The organism is Marinobacter sp. NSM, from assembly GCF_052380025.1.
GTDB lineage: Bacteria > Pseudomonadota > Gammaproteobacteria > Pseudomonadales > Oleiphilaceae > Marinobacter.
On sequence record NZ_JBQTCK010000003.1, the window covers coordinates 288,756 to 307,708 of the forward strand.

General features: G+C 58.1%; 20 protein-coding genes and 1 other RNA gene. 15 read left to right on the forward strand and 6 right to left on the reverse strand.

Annotated elements, in window-relative coordinates; genetic code table 11:
• Positions 1-4: 4 nt before the first annotated feature.
• Positions 5-601 carry a UPF0149 family protein gene (locus ACTZWX_RS08990; RefSeq protein WP_431474233.1) on the reverse strand — a complete coding sequence of 199 codons (597 nt, stop codon included), beginning with the start codon at positions 599-601 and terminating at the stop codon, positions 5-7.
• Positions 602-788: 187 nt separating this feature from the next.
• On the opposite strand from ACTZWX_RS08990, the gene ACTZWX_RS08995 reads away from it, so the two are divergent.
• A complete protein-coding gene (locus ACTZWX_RS08995; RefSeq protein WP_444713644.1) occupies positions 789-1,388 on the forward strand; it encodes a ZrgA family zinc uptake protein in 600 nt (199 codons plus the stop codon).
• 12 nt (positions 1,389-1,400) lie between these two features.
• Here ACTZWX_RS08995 and ACTZWX_RS09000 read toward each other — a convergent pair whose 3' ends face one another.
• On the reverse strand, positions 1,401-1,916 hold the full coding sequence (locus tag ACTZWX_RS09000; RefSeq protein WP_152439154.1) for a DUF3299 domain-containing protein: 516 nt from the start codon (positions 1,914-1,916) through the stop codon (positions 1,401-1,403).
• 126 nt (positions 1,917-2,042) lie between these two features.
• On the opposite strand from ACTZWX_RS09000, the gene ACTZWX_RS09005 reads away from it, so the two are divergent.
• The 6 genes from ACTZWX_RS09005 (at position 2,043) to ACTZWX_RS09030 (ending at position 5,478) form a co-directional block, all read left to right on the forward strand.
• Positions 2,043-2,699, forward strand: coding sequence for an ATP-binding cassette domain-containing protein (locus ACTZWX_RS09005; RefSeq protein ID WP_444713645.1), 657 nt, complete (start codon positions 2,043-2,045; stop codon positions 2,697-2,699).
• Positions 2,696-3,973, forward strand: a complete 1,278-nt coding sequence (locus ACTZWX_RS09010) for an ABC transporter permease (RefSeq protein ID WP_444713646.1) — start codon at positions 2,696-2,698, stop codon at positions 3,971-3,973. The genes ACTZWX_RS09005 and ACTZWX_RS09010 overlap by 4 nt, the downstream gene beginning before the upstream one ends.
• A gap of 119 nt (positions 3,974-4,092) precedes the next feature.
• A complete protein-coding gene (locus ACTZWX_RS09015) occupies positions 4,093-4,299 on the forward strand; it encodes a TIGR02449 family protein (protein WP_061330711.1) in 207 nt (68 codons plus the stop codon).
• On the forward strand, positions 4,299-4,595 hold the full coding sequence (locus ACTZWX_RS09020) for a cell division protein ZapA (RefSeq protein WP_444713647.1): 297 nt from the start codon (positions 4,299-4,301) through the stop codon (positions 4,593-4,595). The genes ACTZWX_RS09015 and ACTZWX_RS09020 overlap by 1 nt, the downstream gene beginning before the upstream one ends.
• 63 nt (positions 4,596-4,658) lie before the next feature.
• A non-coding RNA gene (gene ssrS / locus ACTZWX_RS09025) (6S RNA) lies at positions 4,659-4,838 on the forward strand.
• 4 nt (positions 4,839-4,842) lie between these two features.
• A complete protein-coding gene (locus ACTZWX_RS09030) occupies positions 4,843-5,478 on the forward strand; it encodes a 5-formyltetrahydrofolate cyclo-ligase (RefSeq protein ID WP_444713648.1) in 636 nt (211 codons plus the stop codon).
• Here ACTZWX_RS09030 and ACTZWX_RS09035 read toward each other — a convergent pair.
• Both ACTZWX_RS09035 and ilvA read right to left on the reverse strand, forming a co-directional pair.
• Positions 5,460-5,627, reverse strand: coding sequence for a hypothetical protein (locus tag ACTZWX_RS09035; RefSeq protein WP_444713649.1), 168 nt, complete (start codon positions 5,625-5,627; stop codon positions 5,460-5,462). The genes ACTZWX_RS09030 and ACTZWX_RS09035 overlap by 19 nt on opposite strands.
• A 341-nt stretch (positions 5,628-5,968) precedes the next feature.
• Complete coding sequence (gene ilvA / locus ACTZWX_RS09040; protein ID WP_444713650.1) at positions 5,969-7,510, reverse strand: threonine ammonia-lyase, biosynthetic; 1,542 nt, start codon at positions 7,508-7,510, stop codon at positions 5,969-5,971.
• Between the two features lie 133 nt (positions 7,511-7,643).
• On the opposite strand from ilvA, the gene rpiA reads away from it, so the two are divergent.
• The 3 genes from rpiA to ppa all read left to right on the forward strand — a co-directional run bounded on the left by rpiA (position 7,644) and on the right by ppa (position 10,540).
• A complete protein-coding gene (gene rpiA / locus ACTZWX_RS09045; protein ID WP_444713651.1) occupies positions 7,644-8,324 on the forward strand; it encodes a ribose-5-phosphate isomerase RpiA in 681 nt (226 codons plus the stop codon).
• A 143-nt stretch (positions 8,325-8,467) separates the two neighbouring features.
• Positions 8,468-9,607 carry an acyl-CoA dehydrogenase family protein gene (locus ACTZWX_RS09050; RefSeq protein WP_444713652.1) on the forward strand — a complete coding sequence of 380 codons (1,140 nt, stop codon included), beginning with the start codon at positions 8,468-8,470 and terminating at the stop codon, positions 9,605-9,607.
• A gap of 405 nt (positions 9,608-10,012) precedes the next feature.
• A complete protein-coding gene (gene ppa, locus ACTZWX_RS09055) occupies positions 10,013-10,540 on the forward strand; it encodes an inorganic diphosphatase (RefSeq protein ID WP_058092462.1) in 528 nt (175 codons plus the stop codon).
• Between the two features lie 73 nt (positions 10,541-10,613).
• Here ppa and ACTZWX_RS09060 read toward each other — a convergent pair whose 3' ends face one another.
• Both ACTZWX_RS09060 and ACTZWX_RS09065 read right to left on the reverse strand, forming a co-directional pair.
• The gene (locus tag ACTZWX_RS09060) at positions 10,614-11,666 is read right to left on the reverse strand and encodes a DUF2333 family protein (protein WP_152439168.1); all 1,053 of its coding nucleotides are present in this window, start codon (positions 11,664-11,666) and stop codon (positions 10,614-10,616) included.
• Positions 11,667-11,691: 25 nt separating this feature from the next.
• A complete protein-coding gene (locus tag ACTZWX_RS09065) occupies positions 11,692-13,671 on the reverse strand; it encodes an EAL domain-containing protein (RefSeq protein WP_444713653.1) in 1,980 nt (659 codons plus the stop codon).
• Between the two features lie 195 nt (positions 13,672-13,866).
• Between ACTZWX_RS09065 and ACTZWX_RS09070 the strand changes: the two genes are divergently transcribed.
• The 5 genes from ACTZWX_RS09070 (at position 13,867) to prmA (ending at position 18,932) form a co-directional block, all read left to right on the forward strand.
• Positions 13,867-15,480, forward strand: coding sequence for a diguanylate cyclase (locus ACTZWX_RS09070; protein ID WP_444713654.1), 1,614 nt, complete (start codon positions 13,867-13,869; stop codon positions 15,478-15,480).
• Positions 15,481-15,735: 255 nt separating this feature from the next.
• Positions 15,736-16,176 carry a type II 3-dehydroquinate dehydratase gene (aroQ, locus tag ACTZWX_RS09075; RefSeq protein WP_444713655.1) on the forward strand — a complete coding sequence of 147 codons (441 nt, stop codon included), beginning with the start codon at positions 15,736-15,738 and terminating at the stop codon, positions 16,174-16,176.
• Positions 16,177-16,203: 27 nt separating this feature from the next.
• Positions 16,204-16,668, forward strand: coding sequence for an acetyl-CoA carboxylase biotin carboxyl carrier protein (accB, locus tag ACTZWX_RS09080; protein WP_106693879.1), 465 nt, complete (start codon positions 16,204-16,206; stop codon positions 16,666-16,668).
• 18 nt (positions 16,669-16,686) lie between these two features.
• Positions 16,687-18,033, forward strand: coding sequence for an acetyl-CoA carboxylase biotin carboxylase subunit (gene accC, locus ACTZWX_RS09085; protein ID WP_444713656.1), 1,347 nt, complete (start codon positions 16,687-16,689; stop codon positions 18,031-18,033).
• A 2-nt stretch (positions 18,034-18,035) separates the two neighbouring features.
• Positions 18,036-18,932, forward strand: a complete 897-nt coding sequence (gene prmA / locus ACTZWX_RS09090; RefSeq protein ID WP_444713657.1) for a 50S ribosomal protein L11 methyltransferase — start codon at positions 18,036-18,038, stop codon at positions 18,930-18,932.
• The last annotated feature ends 21 nt before the right edge of the window (positions 18,933-18,953 follow it).

Consider the following 18,953-nt stretch of genomic DNA (forward strand, 5'->3'; position numbering starts at 1 on the left):
CAGGTCAATGCAGGGTCGGGGTGTTGGCCGGTTTTTCCGGTTCGTTAAACTCGGTAAATACCGCCAGGGCACCCAGCCGGATGTATTCGGTTATCTCCAGCAACTGCTGCTCGCTTTCTTCATCCGATTCTTCATCTTCCGACAACTGGCTGATAGCCACCATGTCTTCAATCAGCTCGCGAATCTCGTCCGGAGCCTGCCCCAGGGATGCTCCGGCCGCCAGTGCCATGCCTTCCAGGAAACCCCGAACCCAGGCCACCAGTGCCTCAAGGCGCTGATCAATGGCGTAATCGTCATCCGGCAGCAACGGGTGAAAACTGAGGTCTGACGACTGCAACTGCGCCAGCGCCGTCTGGTAGGCGCCGTTCATAAAGGGCGCCAGATCCCCGGACTCTTCCACGGCCTGGATGCCAAGCCCCATCTGTTCACAAACCATGGCCAGCCATTCGTCTTCCTGAATACGGGAACCGGCCGCCAATCGACCACACAATGCACCGTGCAGCTCAGAGGGGTGGCTGAACGCCTTGTGTGTGGTGTAAACGTTGGCCCAGCGTTCAAATTCAGCGGCGCGGGCAGCACCTGTGCTATCGGTGTCAGACATGAAACCCTGTGTTCCTGTGTCAGGGGAGCCTGGCCGTTCTACCAGCCGGGTTCCGTATACATTTGAGCAAGCCTCTATCCTAGCATTCCGGCAGACAAGTGGCACTTCCGGGTACCGGCAGGCTTGCTTTTGCACTGGCAAAAATCAAAAATGTTATAACGTATCAAAGCTGCGAGAGGTACCAACCATGTTTTACCCACGCGCATCCGCACGTTCTGCAACCCTGCTGCTATCACTCAGCCTGGCCGCATGGCCGGTTCTAGCCTCCGACAACCCGGGCGCACACCAGCATGGGCACGCCGATCTGCAAATGGCGATTGATAACGAGCGCGTAGATCTGCTGCTTCTGTCACCCGCCTACAACCTGATCGGCTTCGAGCACAAGCCCCGCACTGATGAACAGCAACAACGGGTGAACGACACCGAACAATGGGCCAGTGAAACTGCCATGATCAATACCGTGGCCGGCAACTGCACCCTGGTCTCCAGCGCCATGCACGTGGGCTGGGGTGAAGCGAAAGGCGACGGCCAAAAGCATGACCATGGTCACAGCCATAGCCATAGTCACAATCATGACCACGACCATGACCACGACTCCGGTCACGCAGACATCGAAATTACCCAGACGCTCAACTGCCCGAATCTATCGGAGTCCGCTCAGTTCGAAACCGGCCTGATGGCCCGCTTCCCTGAACTCCAACACCTGAACGTGCAGTGGGTCGGCCCACTGGGACAAGGCGCCACACGTCTGTCACCGGGTAACATCCAGTTCCGGCTGACCCGGTAGAAGCCCGGCGAACTACTCGCTGTAGGGTTTGACCGACGTCGCTACCAGCGAGTAGGAGGACGTACCGAGATCATTCTCGGTACGTTCGATGACCAATTCGCCTTCTATCCACACCGGGTCATACAAAGCCCGGAGCGTGAATCCTTCTTCATATTTGACGTGAATAATCTGGTTCGGTGGTGGCGGAGGCACATGAATGCAGGCGCCGTAGTAGGGGACCAGGAAGAACTCGAGGATACGCATGTCGTTGGTGACTTTCAGGGGCACGACAAAACCCGGAATCCGACCTTCAACGTTACCCATCTCCGGAACAACCCGGCCGGTCATGATTTCATCCGGCAACAGGGCGGGGCCGTCTCCTTCGTGTTCAATTTCCGGCATACTCTCCAGCAACGCCAGATCCTCGGCCGGCATCAGTTCCAGCCAGTCGATCTCCCGCGGCTCTGCCAGGGCAATGGATGAAACCATCAGCAGTATCATCGGTCCAAGCCGCGCAAGCAGGTTCCGGGTTTGCAAGGTATCGAACATGTACAACCACTCCCCATGGGGTCAACCGTGTAACGGACGCCATCATACAACGGCAAAGACAATACGGATATGAGCACCGAGACAGCAAGAAACCAATCCGGTTCCAGTATACCGGAACCTGCAATCGTGACACGCCAACTGGCCTTTCGATGGCCCGGCCAGACAACCGCCACGGCCTTTCCCGATATCCGGCTTGCCCAGGGAGAGCATCTGTTCCTGCATGGCCCCAGCGGCACCGGCAAGAGTACTCTGCTGGGATTACTGGCGGGTATGCTGGCCCCGGAGTCGGGCACTATCGAACTTCTGGGACAGCCGATGTCCAGCCTGAAGGCCGGCGCTCGCGACCGGTTCCGGGCAAATCACATGGGCGTGGTCTTCCAGCAGTTCAACCTGGTGCCTTACCTGAGCGCGTTGGCCAACGTGACCTTGCCCTGCCGCCTGTCTGCGGTACGCCGCACCCGCACCAGCCCAGACCCTGAGACATCGGCAGCGGACCTGCTCAGGCAGCTGGCGATCCCGGATGACCACTGGCACAAAGGCGTGACCGAACTCTCCGTTGGCCAGCAACAGCGGGTGGCGGCTGCCCGGGCACTGATTGGCGCGCCGGAAGTCATCCTGGCTGATGAGCCAACCTCGGCACTGGATGCCGACAACCGGGACCGTTTTCTGGACCTGCTACTGGCGTTGGCTGAACAGCGGCGCAGCTCGGTTGTCTTTGTCAGCCATGACCGCGCACTGGCCAGCCACTTCCATCACCAACAAGCTTTGGGAGCGACCCCATGAGCAAAGTCACACTTGCCCTCTCCCTAGCTACCGCCAGCCTCTGGTATCGCCGCCGGGTGCTCGTTCTGGTCTGCCTGACACTGACCCTGAGCGTGTCTCTGCTGCTGGGCATCCAGTACCTGCGCACCGAAATCCGCCAGTCTTTCACCAGCACCATCAGCGGAACTGACCTGATTGTCGGCGCCCGGAGTGGCCAGCTTAACCTGCTGCTGTACACGGTGTTTCATATTGGTGATGCCACTAACAACATCCGCTGGTCCAGCTTCCAGAAACTGGAGCAGGATCGCCGCATTGACTGGGCCATCCCCATTTCACTGGGGGACAGCTATCGTGGTTATCGGGTGGTCGCCACCAACGACCAGTTTCTGGCCCGGCTCCAGTTCGGCAACAACCAGTCTCTGGAACTGGCCCAGGGCGAGTGGTTTGACGACCTGTTCGACGTGGTCCTCGGCGCAGGTGTTGCCAGGCAGCTCGACCATCACCTCAACGATGAGATCGTCCTGTCTCACGGGGGCGGTCGCACCAGCTTCTCCAATCACACCGACCTGCCCTTCAGGATATCCGGCGTGCTTGCACCCACCGGAACGCCGGTCGACCAGGCCGTCTATATCAGCCTTGATGCCATGGAAGCTATCCATGTTGGCTGGGAATCCGGTGTCGCCATCCCTGGCCGGGGTTTATCCCCGGACCGCGCCAGAGCCAGGGACTTTACACCAGACGCCATCACGGCAGCCTTTGTCGGCCTGAGCCAGCCCATCCTCACGTTTCAGGTACAACGGGAACTGAACCAGTCCCGGGATGAGCCGTTATCCGCCATTCTCCCCGGTGTCGCGCTGAGTGAGCTTTGGCGCATGATGGGGCAGTTTGAAAAAGCGCTGCTCGGCATCAGCGCCTTCGTGGTTGTTACCAGTCTGATCGGACTGGTGGCGGTGCTGCTTACCTTGCAGGCTCAACGCCAGCGCGAAGTGGCAGTTTTAAGGGCCACGGGTGCATCCCCGGCGCTGATCGCATCGCTCTACAGTTTCGAGTGTGTGGTATTGGCCCTCACCGCCTGTCTGCTCGCCCTGATTGTCGGGGCTGGCGCAATTGCCGGCCTGAGTCCCTGGCTGCTGGAGCAGTTCGGTATCCAGATCAGCCTGCGCCCGTTGAAACAGGACGAATGGATATTGCTGGCTGCGGTTCCAGCGTCAGCCCTGCTGGTTTCTTTGGTGCCAGCCATCAGTAGCTGGCGAAAGAGTCGGAAACAGGGCTTCGGTGCAGCCAACGCAGACTGAATCTGAACCAAAGGTGATCGCCATCACGAGAAACAGTGCCATGACAATGCGTTAAATTGACCGGTCTGGCGTCGGCACTTATAGTTACTCACACTTACATCACCGTTGTTGGGCACGTCATGGAACAGTCCGAAGTACAGGCATTAGCGGACAAGCTGGACAAGCTGATTGAACGCTGCGAAAAGCTGGAGAAGGATAACGCCCTGTTGCGCGAGCTGCAGGACGACTGGAATCGGGAACGAGCCCAGCTAATGCACAAGAACGATCTTGCCAAAAACAAGATTGAAGCCATGATAGGCCGCCTGAGGGCGCTGGAGCACCACTGATGTCAAAGTCATCAACCACCGTTGAAGTCAGAATACTCGACAAGGAATACCTGGTGGCTTGCCCGCAGGAAGAGCAAGAGGCGTTGCTTCGTGCGGCCCGGCATCTGGACAACAAAATGCGGGAAATTCGCTCCAGTGGCAAAGTATTCGGAACCGAGCGCATTGCCGTGATGGCCGCGCTGAACATTACCCACGAACTGCTGGAGCGCGACACCATGTCTCACGCAACCAGCAATTTGCTCAGAGCCATGGACAACCGGCTGGACGAAGCCATCGGAGAATCGTCCGGAAATTGATTTCGGAAAGATTCCGGGAAATGGGGTTGCAATCGGCCCCGACCCTGCCCGTATAATGGGATTAACTTCCTGGGCTGTTCGCTGGTCGGGTACGTCCTCGAGCCGATGCGCACTACCCAGGTGGCCACTTCAGGGCATTGTGAGCACGTCCCCCAAGGGGGAAAGCCTAATATGTCACAGCGGCCACCGACCTTGAACTTTGGGTTCAAGGGCTACATCCGATAACGGCAGCCCGGGAAGCTTTATTTTGAGTCAGTTTCACTCTCCCCAACCGTTTGAATCCCATCCGGACACCCTGTCCAGGACGGAGCTCCGCAGGCACCTCAGGCAAAAACGCCGAGCTTTATCCCTAGAGCAGCAACAACAGGCCTCGGAACGACTGGCACTGAATCTTCTGAAACATCCGGCCCTTCACCGCGCCAGGCACATTGGCATCTACCTGCCCAATGACGGCGAGATCGACCCAAGCCTTTATATCGACTTGGGCCGGCGCAAGGGCATACGGTTTTACCTGCCGATTCTGCACCCGGTGTATCCGGGCAAACTGGTGTTCAGTCCGTACTTTGACGGTGTTGAACTGACCGCCAATCGGTTTGGTATTCCGGAGCCGGCGTTTCCGCGCTCAAGGCGCAGACCGGCCTGGGCACTGGATGCGGTACTGTTTCCGCTGGTAGGTTTTGATGAGCAGGGGGGAAGGCTCGGCATGGGCGGTGGGTTCTATGACCGCACGTTCGCCTTCAGCCGGATAAGGCCGGCCATGGCGCCCAAGCTGATAGGGCTGGCCCACGATTTTCAGAAAGTCCGTGAATTACCGATAGAATCCTGGGATGTGCCCCTGCACGGCGTGGTTACGGACCAGCGCTGTTACCGGTTCAGACCCTGATTGGCAGACTGGATAAACCCGACCGCTGGCGCAGCCGCTCGGTCGGCACGTTTGTCTTCTGAGGCCTGGATGGAAGTGAAGCCGGTAATGACAAGGCCGACAGCAAAGACTAGCACGATGGCGCGGATGATGTCAGGCTTGTTACCCATTACGTGTTTCCCGTTTCTTCTTGAATTGAATTAGTTGGAAAATCAGCCAGCTATTCTCGAGTTCGAGAATTAGACGAAAGACTAACACGTAACTTAGATTTTACAATTTTTGACTCGTTACAGTTATGTAAGGGTTTTTGGCGCCGGTGTGTCTCGCAGCTGATAAATGCCCGAAACCGGTACAACAGTTTGGCGAAAGCAGGCCGAATCGCTCCTGGGGCTCCTTTCCGGGAACCGCTACGAGCACATCCATGTGCGCTTCTCTCAGGCCATCCTTGGCCTTCGAAATTCCCGGAAAGGAGCCCCAGGACCGATTCTACTTGGGTGATTTGGCCCGATTTCTACTTTTCGTTTGCGCTTCCGTTACCTGAGCCCAGGAACAGCCGGTAGGCTTCGTTGTCGGTCATGTTCTCGTAGCGGAAGCCCACCTTCTCCAGCATCTTTTCGAAATCCGGAATCTCATCCTCATTCACCTGCGCGCCCAGCAGCACGCGGCTGTACGCAGCGCCGTGGTTGCGGTAGTGGAACAGGGAGATGTTCCAGCGGGTGCCGAGGGACATCAGGAATTTCAGCAGGGCGCCCGGGCGTTCGGGGAATTCGAACTGAAACACCACTTCGTTATCCACCGATGGCGCATGGCCGCCGACCATGTGGCGGATGTGTTGTTTGGCCAGGTCGCTGTCGGTGAGGTCGATCACCGAGTAGCCGTTTTCGCGGAGTTCCTTCACCAGGTCTTCCCGGCCGTGGCCGCCGGCCTGGATCTGGATGCCGACGAAGATGGTGGCGTCGTCAGAGTCCGAATAGCGGTAGTTGAATTCGGTGATGCTGCGCTTGTGCAAGGCGTTTATGAAGGTCTTGAAGGCGCCCGGGCGTTCCGGGATGGTGACCGCCAGGATGGCCTCGCGCTTCTCACCGATCTCCGTGCGCTCTGAGATGTAGCGCAACCGGTCGAAATTCATGTTGGCGCCGCTGAGCGTGGCAATCAGGTTTTCGTTTTCGATCTGTTCACGCTCGATGTATTTCTTGATGCCGGCAACACCCAAAGCCCCGGCGGGCTCGGCGATGGAGCGGGTGTCTTCGAACACATCCTTGATAGCCGCGCAGATTTCATCGGTGGATACCGTGATCACTTCATCCACGTAATCCTTACAGATTTCCCAGGGGTATTTGCCAATCTGCTTGACCGCGACGCCATCGGCAAAGATGCCCACTTCGTCCAGCACTACCCTCTTGCCAGCTTTCATAGCCGCTTGCAGGCAGTTGGAGTCTTCCGGCTCGACCCCGATCACCTTGATTTCCGGGCGAAGGTATTTGATATAGGCGGCCATGCCGGCAATCAGGCCGCCGCCGCCCACGCAGATGAAGATGGCGTGGATGGGCTGGCTGAACTGCCACATGATTTCCATAGCCACCGTGCCCTGGCCGGCAATCACATCCGGGTCGTCGTAGGGCGGGATGTAGGTATAGCCGTGTTTCTTGATCAGTTCCTGGGCATGGGCCGCAGCTTCATCAAAAGCATCGCCTTTGAGAACCACCCGCGCGCCATGGTCCCTCACAGAGCGCACCTTGATTTCCGGGGTGGTCTGGGGCATCACGATCACCGCCTTGATGCCCAGCTTCTTGGCTGCCAGCGCCACGCCCTGAGCATGGTTGCCGGCGGAGGCACAAATCACCCCTTTGGCTTTCTGCTCTTCGGAGAGCTGTGCAATCCGGTTGTAGGCGCCGCGAATCTTGAAGGAAAACACCGGCTGAAGGTCTTCACGCTTGAGCAGAATATTGTTGCCAAAGCGCTTGGAGAGGCTACGGGCTTCAGTCAGGGGTGTTTCGATGGCGACGTCGTAGACCCGCGCATCGAGAATCTTCTTGATGTAGCGTTGCGGCATGATGGTTCCGGTTGCTGGTGATTGGCTTGGAAAAACCTACAGTGTAGAAACTTTGCACGGCAGCCGTCTATAAGCAGAGACACTGGGCGCGTATAATGCGTGAAAAATCATCTTTTTTCTCCCGGAGCCCACCATGACGCAGGACGAACTCAAACAAGCCGTTGCCAAAGCAGCCGTGGACTACATTGCCCCGAAACTGGAACGCAGCAGCATTGTGGGCGTGGGCACTGGCAGCACGGCTAACTTTTTTATCGACTTCCTCGCCCAGTACAAAGATGAATTCGACGGCGCCGTGGCAAGTTCCGAAGCCACTGCGGAACGCCTGAAAAAGCACAGCATCGAAGTCTATGACCTGAACAGCGTCAGTGAGATGGAGTTCTATGTCGACGGTGCGGACGAAACCAACGCCAACCTGGAACTGATCAAAGGCGGCGGCGCCGCGCTGACCCGGGAAAAAATCGTGGCGGCGGTGGCGAAAACCTTCATTTGCATTGCGGACGACTCGAAAATGGTGAGCATCCTTGGCGACTTCCCGCTACCGGTGGAAGTTATTCCCATGGCACGCAGCCATGTTGGCCGGGAAATCGTGAGGCTCGGCGGTGATCCCGTGTACCGTGATGGTGTTACCACAGACAACGGCAACATCATCATCGACGTCCACAACCTGGATATCTCCCGCCCGATCCAGATGGAAGAAAAACTGAACAACATCGTGGGCGTGGTCACCAACGGTCTGTTCGCCCGCCGCCCGGCGGACCTGTTGTTGCTGGGCACCAGCGAGGGCGTGAAGAGCATCCCTCGTAACAGCGCCTGACAGGTTACGGACTGCCTCCAGAAAGCTGGCCAACCGGGCCAGCTTTTTTTGTGCCCGGCGAAATGCAAACCAAGCGCTTGCTTGGTGGCGGAGATTGCGCGACACTTCTTCCATCGAAAAACAAGTACACCGGGAGCGAATCCGTGTCTGACTACTTCAACGAAACCCACGAGCAGGTGCGCCAGACCGCGCACAAATTTATCGAAACCCACGTACGCCCTTACATAGACGACTGGGAAGAAGCCGGCGAATTCCCCCGGGAAATCTACCAGCTCGCAGGCAACGCAGGGCTTCTGGGCATTGGCTTCCCTGAGGCTCTGGGCGGCATCGCTGAGGGTGACATTTTTATGAAAGTGGCGGTTTCCGAAGAACTGATGCGTTCCACCTCCGGTGGCTTTGTGGCCAGCATCGGCTCCCTGGACATCGGCCTGCCGCCGGTGGCCAAGTGGGCTAAAAAAGAGATTCGGGAGCAGATCGTGCCTCCCGTTCTGCGCGGTGAAAAAATTGCCGCCCTGGCCGTCACCGAGCCCGGCGGCGGCTCCGACGTGGCGAACCTGAAGACCCGGGCGGTAAAAGATGGCGATCACTACATCGTCAACGGCAGCAAAACCTTCATCACCAGCGGCATCCGCGCCGACCACTACACCGTGGCCGTGCGCACCGGCGGCGAGGGCCACGCCGGCATCAGTCTGCTGTTGATCGACAAGGACACCCCGGGCTTCTCCACCGGCAAAAAGCTCAAGAAAATGGGCTGGTGGGCGAGCGACACTGCCGAGCTGTTCTTTGAAGACTGCCGGGTACCGGCAGATCGCCTGATTGGCGCCGAAAACGCCGGGTTTATCGCCATCATGAGCAACTTCCTGGCCGAACGCCTGAGTCTGTCCATCATGGCCTACATGACCGCCCAACTGGCCTACGAGGCGGCCCTGGACTACACCAAACAACGCCAGGCCTTCGGCCGCAACATCGCCGGCTTCCAGGTCACCCGCCACAAACTGGTGGACATGGCCACTCAGATCGACATCGCCCGGGAATACACCTACCGCTGCGCCGCGTTGATGCAGGCCGGCAAGAACCCGATCAAACAGGTGGCCATGGCCAAGAATTTCTCTGTGGACGTGTGCGAAAAGGTTACCCGTGAGGCGGTTCAGCTGTTCGGCGGCATGGGCTACATGCGGGAATCCGTGGTAGAGCGGCTGTATCGGGATGCCAAGATTCTGTCCATTGGCGGCGGCACCACGGAGATCATGAAGGAGCTGATTGCCAAACAAATCAAGCTGTAGCCCTCTTATTCGGTGCATGGGGCATGTTGGGAGCCTTTCCCAAAACACGCTCCTTCGGCACGTCCATGTGGCGCTTGGGCTCCGCCATCCATGGCTCCGCACAGTTTTGGGAAAGGCTCCCAACACGCCCCCTCTGAGCTTGGAGGGGTCTCTGAAGGTATGTCTGAGACTTTGGGCGCCGGTGAGGTGGGCCTTCCCAAAACCCTTGAGGGCCAGGGATGGCCCGAACGGAGCGCACACGGACGTGCTTGTAGCGTGTTTTGGGAAGGCCCACCTCACCGGTGCTTGCACCACAGTTAAGCCACAGACCAAGGTTTAGTTTCGAATGGCAGGAGACTTCCGTATAATTGCGCCCACTTTTTGAACGCAGTTAAACGTACCTTAACGTAGCAGGAAGGATCGCACATGCAATTCGACAACATCCCCGCTGGCAAGAACCCGCCAGAAGACATCTACGTAGCCATCGAGATTCCGGCCAACAGCTCCCCGGTCAAGTACGAGCTGGACAAAGACATGGGCGCCCTGCTGGTTGACCGGTTCATGGCCACCCCCATGTTCTATCCGGCCAACTACGGCTTCATCCCCCACACCCTTGCTGATGACGGCGATCCCATCGATGTGCTGGTTGTTACCCCTTACCCCATCCAGGCCGGCTGCGTTATTCGCTGTCGCCCGGTAGGCGTGCTGAACATGGAAGACGAAGCCGGTGGTGATGCCAAGCTGGTTGCGGTACCCCATGACAAGCTGACCACCACCTACCACGATGTCAAAGAGATCGACGACCTGCCGGAGCTGCTGCGCAACCAGATCCGTCACTTCTTCGAAAACTACAAGACGCTGGAGCCCGGCAAGTGGGTGAAGGTACAGGGCTGGGGCAACGCCTCCGAAGCCAAAAAAGCCATTGAAGACGCGGTTAACGCCTACAAAGGCTGATCGCACTTCAGGCAAAGAAAAGCCGGGCAGTCATCACAACTGCCCGGCTTTTTTGTGCGCGAGATCTGGTCTCTTAGCCCCTGGACAGCAGATCCCGCATATCACTGATGGCCGCGTTCGCCCGCGACAGATAGGCCGCCATGGTAAGTGAGTGATTTGCCAGCACTCCGAAGCCACTGCCATTCAGAATCACCGGGCTCCACATGGGCTGTTGCGTGCCCTCAAGCTCAATAATGATCTGCTTCACGCTGGCCATGGCATTTTTGTCCTGCAGTACCTTGCGGAAATCCACCTCAATGGCCTTGAAGATGTGCAACAATGCCCAGGCGCTGCCCCGGGCCTCATAGAACACGTCATCAATTTTGGTCCAGGGCGTTTTCACGTCATCACCACCCGTGTCTTCCGCCAGCGGATCATCCGGGTTGACGTTCGCCAGGGCTTCCGAAACCGAGGCTTTCCCAACACTCTCGCTGAGCGTTCGTGACAGGCTGCCCAACCGGGTTTCAAGGTCTGCCAGCCAGTTATTGAGGTTGTCAGCACGGGCAAAAAACTGGGCGTTGGGCTGCTCCGGATGAGACAGCCGGTCCAGGTATCGTTTCAGCGCATTAATGCCCCGACGGTACTCCCGCTCCGTGGAGGGAATGGCCCAGCTACCGCTGTCAAAATGAAACTGCGGCTCGGCGATGATCAGGTCCGCGTCTTCAGCAGACTGGCTCTGAGAACGGCTGATGTCCTTACGCATGGCTCTGGACAGATCCCGCAACTGTACCAGCACACCAAACTCCCAGTTGGGCATGTTATCCATCCACAACCCGGGCGGGAAAATATCGTTGGAAATATAGCCACCGGGTTTGTCCAGCAAGGTTTCGGCAAGCTGGATCATGGTGGCCGTGGTGGCAAAACCGGTCACCGGCTCCCGGCCCATGTCATTGGCGAGGGCGCGGGTATGCTCTCGCACAGAAAAGGTATCTGGCTCACTGCTCCAGTACATACCAAGAATGGTGGTTATTACCAGATATACCAACAGGATCACCAGAACAAATTTGCCAATGACACCGTTGCCTCCGGTGTAATCCTGCATATCGTCTTTCTTGTCCCTGAAGTACTGTGTGATTTTGCCTGGCATAAGGCTGCAAGTCTCCCGTCAGTTGTCAGTCAGCGGCAAATGGCCTGCCAAGATGGTATCCCATGGCTCCATCAATACCCAACCTACAGAGTACCGAGTATTCTGCTGCCGTTTCCACTCCTGTCGCAAAAACCTTCACGCCCCGGCTGCGCGCAATGGCCAGCACGGACTCCAGCCAGAAGCGATTTTCATCATGGCTGTCGAGGTTATGGATGAAGCTGTTATCGATACGCATGGCCCGGAACGGCAGATTCTTCAGGTAGCTGAACGGCACGCCCCCCACCCCGAAACGATCCACCAGAACCGGCACCCCGAGCCGGACGAGCTCTCGAACCAGCGTGCTGACATCCTTGCGGTGATGGTGAATGGTCTGCTCGGCCACCCCAACCCAAAGACGACTGACCAGAGGCCCTGCCTGCCCAAGACTCGCCAGCAGATCCCTCCGGAACTCCGGGTCAGCAACGGACGCACTCCCCAGGGATACCGCCAGGCGCTCCCCCGGATGGCTCGCCAGGCGCTCCAGAACCCGCTCGATCAGCAGCCGGTCGATGTCCTTGATTAGCCCGAGGCGCTCGGCCACAGGTACAAACAAACCTGCCTTGAGAACCCCTTCAGGACTGTTGATACGGGAAAACACCTGATAGTGAACCACCGACTGCTCACCACCCTGAACCATGGGCTGTAACCACAGCGACAAACTGCGGTCACGTATCGCCTGGCTGATGATCACCCGCCAGGTTTCCATGTTGTGGTGGTTCTCCAGGCCGGTTTCGGACAGCCAGCAGCAGGATTCATTCCGCTGCTGGGCCGCCACCAGGGCCTCATCGGCAGCTGCCAGCAGGTCCCGGCTACCTAACCCTTCGGCTGTCACCGCGAGCCCGGCATGCACGATAGTATCCATCGGTGCGGCATGATCCGCATAAAGCCCATCAAGTTCCGCCACCAGTTCTTCCGCCCACACCCGGACATCTGCCGCGGATGCGCCCGGCAGGAAAACCGCGAATTCAGCCCCCGTCCTGCGCCCAGCGAAAGATTCAGTGTGCCGCTTCACAAAGCGCTGCAGACACCCGGCAATCTGCTTCAGGAGCAGGTCGCCCTCGCTGCGGCCATAGGCCCTGTTGTAGTCAACGAAAAAGCCGAGCTGGATCATAATCAGCACGCCCGGGGCAGCCTTTTCCTCGGATTCAAGCTCAGCCCGCAGTCGCTGATCAAAGGCACTCCGACTGGCCAGGCCGGTCACGGGATCTTCGTTGTTCACCTTGCGCAAATGCTGGATCAGCTTGCCTTGCCCCTCAAACAACTGGCCGAGGTCATCCGCCATCTGATTCATGGCTTCGGTAACCTGGTTCAGTTCCCGGGTTGACTTGATGTCGACCCGTTTCCGAAAATCCCGCTGTCCCAAAGCCCTGGCCTGAGCTTCCAACGCTTTCAGCGGGCTGAGTATTCGCCCCAGCAACAGGTGCAGGACGACCAGACCGGCACCGCCGATGGCCAGCACGCCCACCAACAGTCCCACGGTAATGCGCCAGAGATCGTCGTAAGCCCGGCCCGGATGACTGACCACACGAACCTTGCCCAGACGACTCCAGCCACGCACGACTTCGGCCTCAGCCATTGGCCGAGGCAGGGAGGCCAAACGGATAAACCAGCCAGGGGCGGCAGTACCCTGAAGCGGCATTCTTCTGCCCGCAATTAGGCTATCACTGTGATCAAGGTATTCCACAGACAAGTACCGGCCACTGTCGAACACGGCATCAATCAGCGACGCAGCTGCCACCGGATCTGAGCCATCAATGGCGTTCGACAAGGATAAGCCCGTGGCCGTGGCGCCGTCCCGGGCATGGTCACCGAGCTGATCGGCTACGTAGCCCCGAAAATAGCCGAAACTGGTGATGAACGCCACCGTGAGAATGAGCAACAGCAAGCCACCGGTAAACACCAGTAATAGCCCCTGAAGCGTAATCACGCCGTGCTGCTGATCTCTCTTTCCAAGCATCCCCGCCATAGCTGCTGGGGCTCCGGTCCGATAATTGGTTTGATAAGTGTCTGTGACCTGTACCGCAGAGTTGACAAACATTTACATAGCGCAACCTACGCCGACAACATTAAACACTATAGACTCTGCAAAAGGACTAAGGTTAAAAAGTCAGTCCTGCCGGATCGGACCATCAAAAAATGAAAACAGACAGGCCGGAGCACAATGAACGACGAAAGCCAGAAAGAAAAACTCAGGCAGCATTTCGCCCGCCGTGTGACCACCCAGGCCAGGGTGGTTCTGGATACCTGGCAGAAGATTCGCGAAGACAGGGATCAAGCCGCGGTTTACCGCGATGAGCTGGTCTCGGCAACGGACAAGCTGGTCCGCTATGCCAAACGGTTCGAAATGGAGAGCCATGCCGCCGCTGCGGAGCACATCCTGGGACTGCTAGAGCACTGGCACCAGAGCTCCCCCCTTGAGGATGACCAGGCGCGGCAACTGGAAGATGCCACCGAGACTCTGCGCCATTGCACCCAACGCCGTACCGACCAGGAAACCTCCGACACACCCCAGCAATACCGACGCACACCGGTCTACATTGCACTGTCCAACGGTGAAATGGCCGCCCGCCTGATCCGCCAGCTGGAATTTTTCGGGTTCCGGGCGTCCGCGTTCAGCAGTGCCTCTGACCTGATTGAAGCCTGCGCCCTGAGCAAGCCGGAAACCATCCTCATGGATGTCAACTTTGGCGGCGACACCAACAGTGGCATTGCCACTGTGGAGCAGCTACAGGAGCAGCACGACACGCCCATACCGATCATCTTCATGAGCGATGAAGACGGCAGTATTGAAACCCGCCTGCGAGCATCCCGGTGTGGTGGCGAGGAGTTTTTCTACCCGGCGGTGGACCCCGGCCAGCTGATCGAAAAGATCGAAACCTACACCCACGGCAATACGGTCGAGCCCTACAAGGTGCTGGTTCTGGATGACTCCCGGGCCCAGGCCAAATACATGGAAACGGTGCTAAAGAAAGCGGGCATGACCGCCCACATCATCACCGATCCGATGCAGATCATTCACGCCCTGGAAGAGTTTTCTCCGGAAATCATCATTCTGGACATGTACATGCCCGGCTGCACCGGCATGGAGATCGCCCGGGTGATCCGTCAGCAGGATCGCTTCCACAGCGTTCCCATCATTTACCTGTCCGCGGAAGAAGACGTCAGCAAGCAGCTGCACGCTATGAGCCTGGGGGGCGACGATTTCCTGACCAAGCCCATCGACCCCAAGCACCTGATTGCCACTCTGCACAACCGTGGCCGCCGGGCCCGGTCATTGCTGGCACTGATGATTCGCGACAGCCTCACCGGCCTGTATAACCACACCCATACCCTGCATCTGCTGGAGCAGGAAATCGTGCGGGCCCGGCAGAAAGACCAACTCCTGTGTTTCGCAATGCTCGACATCGACTACTTCAAAAAGGTTAACGACACCTTTGGCCACCCCATTGGCGACCGGGTGCTGCGAAGCCTGTCGATGTTTCTCAAGCAGCGACTGCGAAAAACGGATCACATCGGGCGTTATGGTGGTGAGGAGTTTGCGATCATTCTGCCCAACACACGGCCCGGTGACGCCCGCAACGTATTGAATGAAATCCGCGAGCGCTTCTCCGAGCTGGTACAGCCGGCCGGCGACCGGGAATTCAACGTCACCTTCAGTTGCGGCATCTCCGCCTGGCAGGGTGACAGCGCCCAGTCCCTGTGCGAGCGCGCAGACCGGGCGCTTTACACGTCCAAGGAACATGGTCGTAACTGCGTTACCCTGGCAGACGCCTGATCCCTTCGGGCCGGGCGCCCTGCCCGGCCCCATGAAACCAATGTCGAATACCGGCACAGCCCTCCTTCATCGACAATAATTGTCATCAACGAAATGTCATCGCGTGTACAGCAATTGCTGTGTACCCTTTTTAAGACCAATGTACGACAGGCAAGATTGTCAAAAAGTGTTGATCTGAGGCTAACAAGTACGCACCATTGGGGTAACGTGCCGTTATCTTCGGCGATCCTGTAAAACACCAAGGCAGACAGAACCATGTCGACCATACTTGTGCTCCATGGCCCTAATCTCAACATGCTCGGCACCCGGGAGCCCGAGGTCTATGGCTATGAAACACTGGCCGATATTGACGACCGCTTGCACCAGAAAGCGGCCGAGCAAGGTCACCACCTGCTGCATTTGCAATCCAATGCAGAGTACGAACTGATTGAACGGGTACACGAGGCCCGGGTTGAAGGTGTGGATTTCATCATTATCAATCCAGCTGCCTTCACCCATACCAGTGTCGCACTGCGGGACGCCATGCTGGCCTCCGGCATACCGTTTATAGAAGTACATTTATCGAATGTGCATGCGCGGGAACCTTTCCGCCATCACTCCTATTTTTCAGATATCGCCGAAGGGGTTATCTGCGGGCTGGGCAGCCAGGGCTACGACCTTGCCCTGCAGGCTGCACTGCAACGAATTCACCGATAGACCAGAGACAACGGGACTGGAACAGTTATGGATATTCGTAAAATCAAGAAACTGATTGAACTGCTCGAGGAGTCAGACGTCGAGGAGCTGGAGATTCACGAGGGTGACGATTCAGTTCGTATATCGCGCCGTCGGGAACAGGCCTCCGGTGGCCATTACGTGAGCCATTACTCAGCACCCGCGCCCCAGGCTCCGGCACCGACCCCAGCACCCGAGGCAGCGCCGGCTGAACAAACCTCTGCACCAGCCGCCATCAATGGTCATGCAGTGAAATCTCCGATGGTGGGCACCTTCTACCGCTCACCGTCCCCGAGCGCTGCAGCGTTTGTCGAAGTTGGCCAGAAGGTAAACGTTGGTGATGTCATCTGCATTGTGGAAGCCATGAAGATGATGAACCAGATCGAGGCTGACAAGGCCGGCACCATCACCGAAATCCTGGTCGAGAATGGCCAGCCGGTGGAGTTTGACCAGCCCCTGGTCGTCATTTCCTGAATTCGGTGATTGTTAACCATGGCCATGTTAGAAAAAGTTCTGATCGCAAACCGCGGTGAAATCGCCCTGCGAATCCTCCGCGCCTGCAAAGAGCTGGGCATCAAGACGGTAGCCGTGCACTCGCAGGTTGATCGCGACCTTATGCACGTTCGTCTCGCTGACGAAACCGTCTGCATCGGTCCCAACAGCGCGACGGAAAGCTACCTGAACATCCCGACCATCATCAGCGCTGCAGAAGTAACGGACTCCGTAGGCATTCACCCGGGTTACGGCTTCCTGGCTGAAAATGCCGACTTTGCTGAGCAGGTCGAGAAAAGCGGCTTTCGCTTTATCGGACCGAAGGCGGAAACCATCCGCCTGATGGGCAACAAGGTATCTGCCATTGAAGCCATGAAGAAGGCCGGCGTACCCACCGTGCCCGGGTCTGACGGCCCGCTGACGGACGACGACGAGCGCACCCTCCAGGTGGCCCGCCAGATCGGCTACCCGGTAATGATCAAGGCCGCTTCCGGTGGTGGTGGTCGTGGCATGCAGGTGGTGCATTCCGAGGCTGCATTGCTGAAAGCGGTACAAATCACCCAGACCGAGGCCAAGAACGCTTTTGGCGACCCGACGGTCTATCTGGAGAAGTTCCTGGAAACACCACGCCATGTGGAGATTCAGGTACTGGCGGACATGCACGGCAACGTGATACATCTTGGCGACCGGGACTGCTCCATGCAGCGGCGGAACCAGAAAGTCATCGAGGAAGCCCCGGCCCCGAATGTTGACCCGGTATCCCGGGAACGCACGCTCAAGGCCTGCGTCGACGCCTGCAAGGAAATCGGCTACGTGGGTGCCGGCACCTTTGAATTCCTGTACCAGGACGGCGAGTTCTATTTCATCGAGATGAACACCCGAGTACAGGTTGAGCACCCGGTCTCGGAGATGGTGACCGGTGTTGATATCGTCCGTGAGCAGCTGCGCATTGCCAGCGGCCTGCCGCTGCAATACAGCCAGGACGAAATCCATATCTCCGGCCACGCCATCGAGTGCCGGATCAACGCCGAAGACCCGCAAACCTTCGTACCCAGCCCGGGCAAGGTCAAGCATTTCCATGCTCCGGGTGGCAATGGCATTCGTGTCGATTCCCACCTGTACAGCGGCTACACCGTTCCGCCGTACTACGATTCCCTGGTGGCCAAACTGATCACCTGGGGCGACGATCGGGAAATCGCGCGCCGGCGTATGAAGAACGCGCTGGACGAAATGCTGGTCGAGGGCATCAAGACCAACCAACCCCTGCATCGAAAACTGGTACGCGATGGTGGCTTTAAACAGGTAGACTTCACCATCCACTACCTTGAGAAACTGATGCGGGATTAACCATGCCCTGGATACAACTCCAGATTCCAGCTGATCCGGACACCGCGGATCAGCTGGAAGACCTGTTAATGGAAATGGGCGCAGACGCCGTTTCCATGGAAGACGCAGCCGACCAGCCCCTGTACGAACCCGACCCTGGCACTACCCCCTTATGGAGCCAGACCACGGTTACCGGCCTGTTCCAGTCCGACCGCAACACCGAGCAACTGTTAGCGGATATCCGCGACGCCTGGCATCAGCAAACCCAGCAGTCCCTACCCGAAATCGACGTTACCCTGGTAGAAGACAAAGACTGGGAACGGGCCTGGATGGACGACTTCCATCCCCTACAGTTTGGCAAGCGCCTGTGGATTGTCCCCAGCTGGCACGAAGCGCCAGACCCGGATGCGGCCAACCTGCTGCTGGACCCGGGCCTCGCCTTCGGCACCGGCACCCACCCCACCACGGCGCTGTGCCTGGAATGGCTTGACGGCCAGGATGTTGCAGGCAAGCAGGTGACAGACTACGGCTGCGGTTCCGGCATCCTGGGCCTGGCCGCCCTGCTGCTCGGCGCGGACCATGTCATTGGCGTGGATACCGATCCGCAAGCGCTGGAAGCCAGCCGGGACAATGCCCGTCGGAACGGCGTGGAAGACAACCGTCTGGATCTCTTCCTGCCCGGTAAGGATCCGGACACCCGAGCCGACATCATGCTGGCCAATATCCTGGCCCAACCGCTCATTGGCCTGGCTCCGAGACTGGCGGAACTGACCAGGCCCGGCGGGGATCTGGTACTGTCCGGCATCCTGTTCAATCAGGCCCGGGAGGTGATGGACGCCTACGAGCCCTGGTTCACCATGGACGAGCCGGAACAGAAAGAAGACTGGATGCGCCTCACAGGACGGCGCAAGGACGGATGACGAGCCCGGGCTTTACGACTA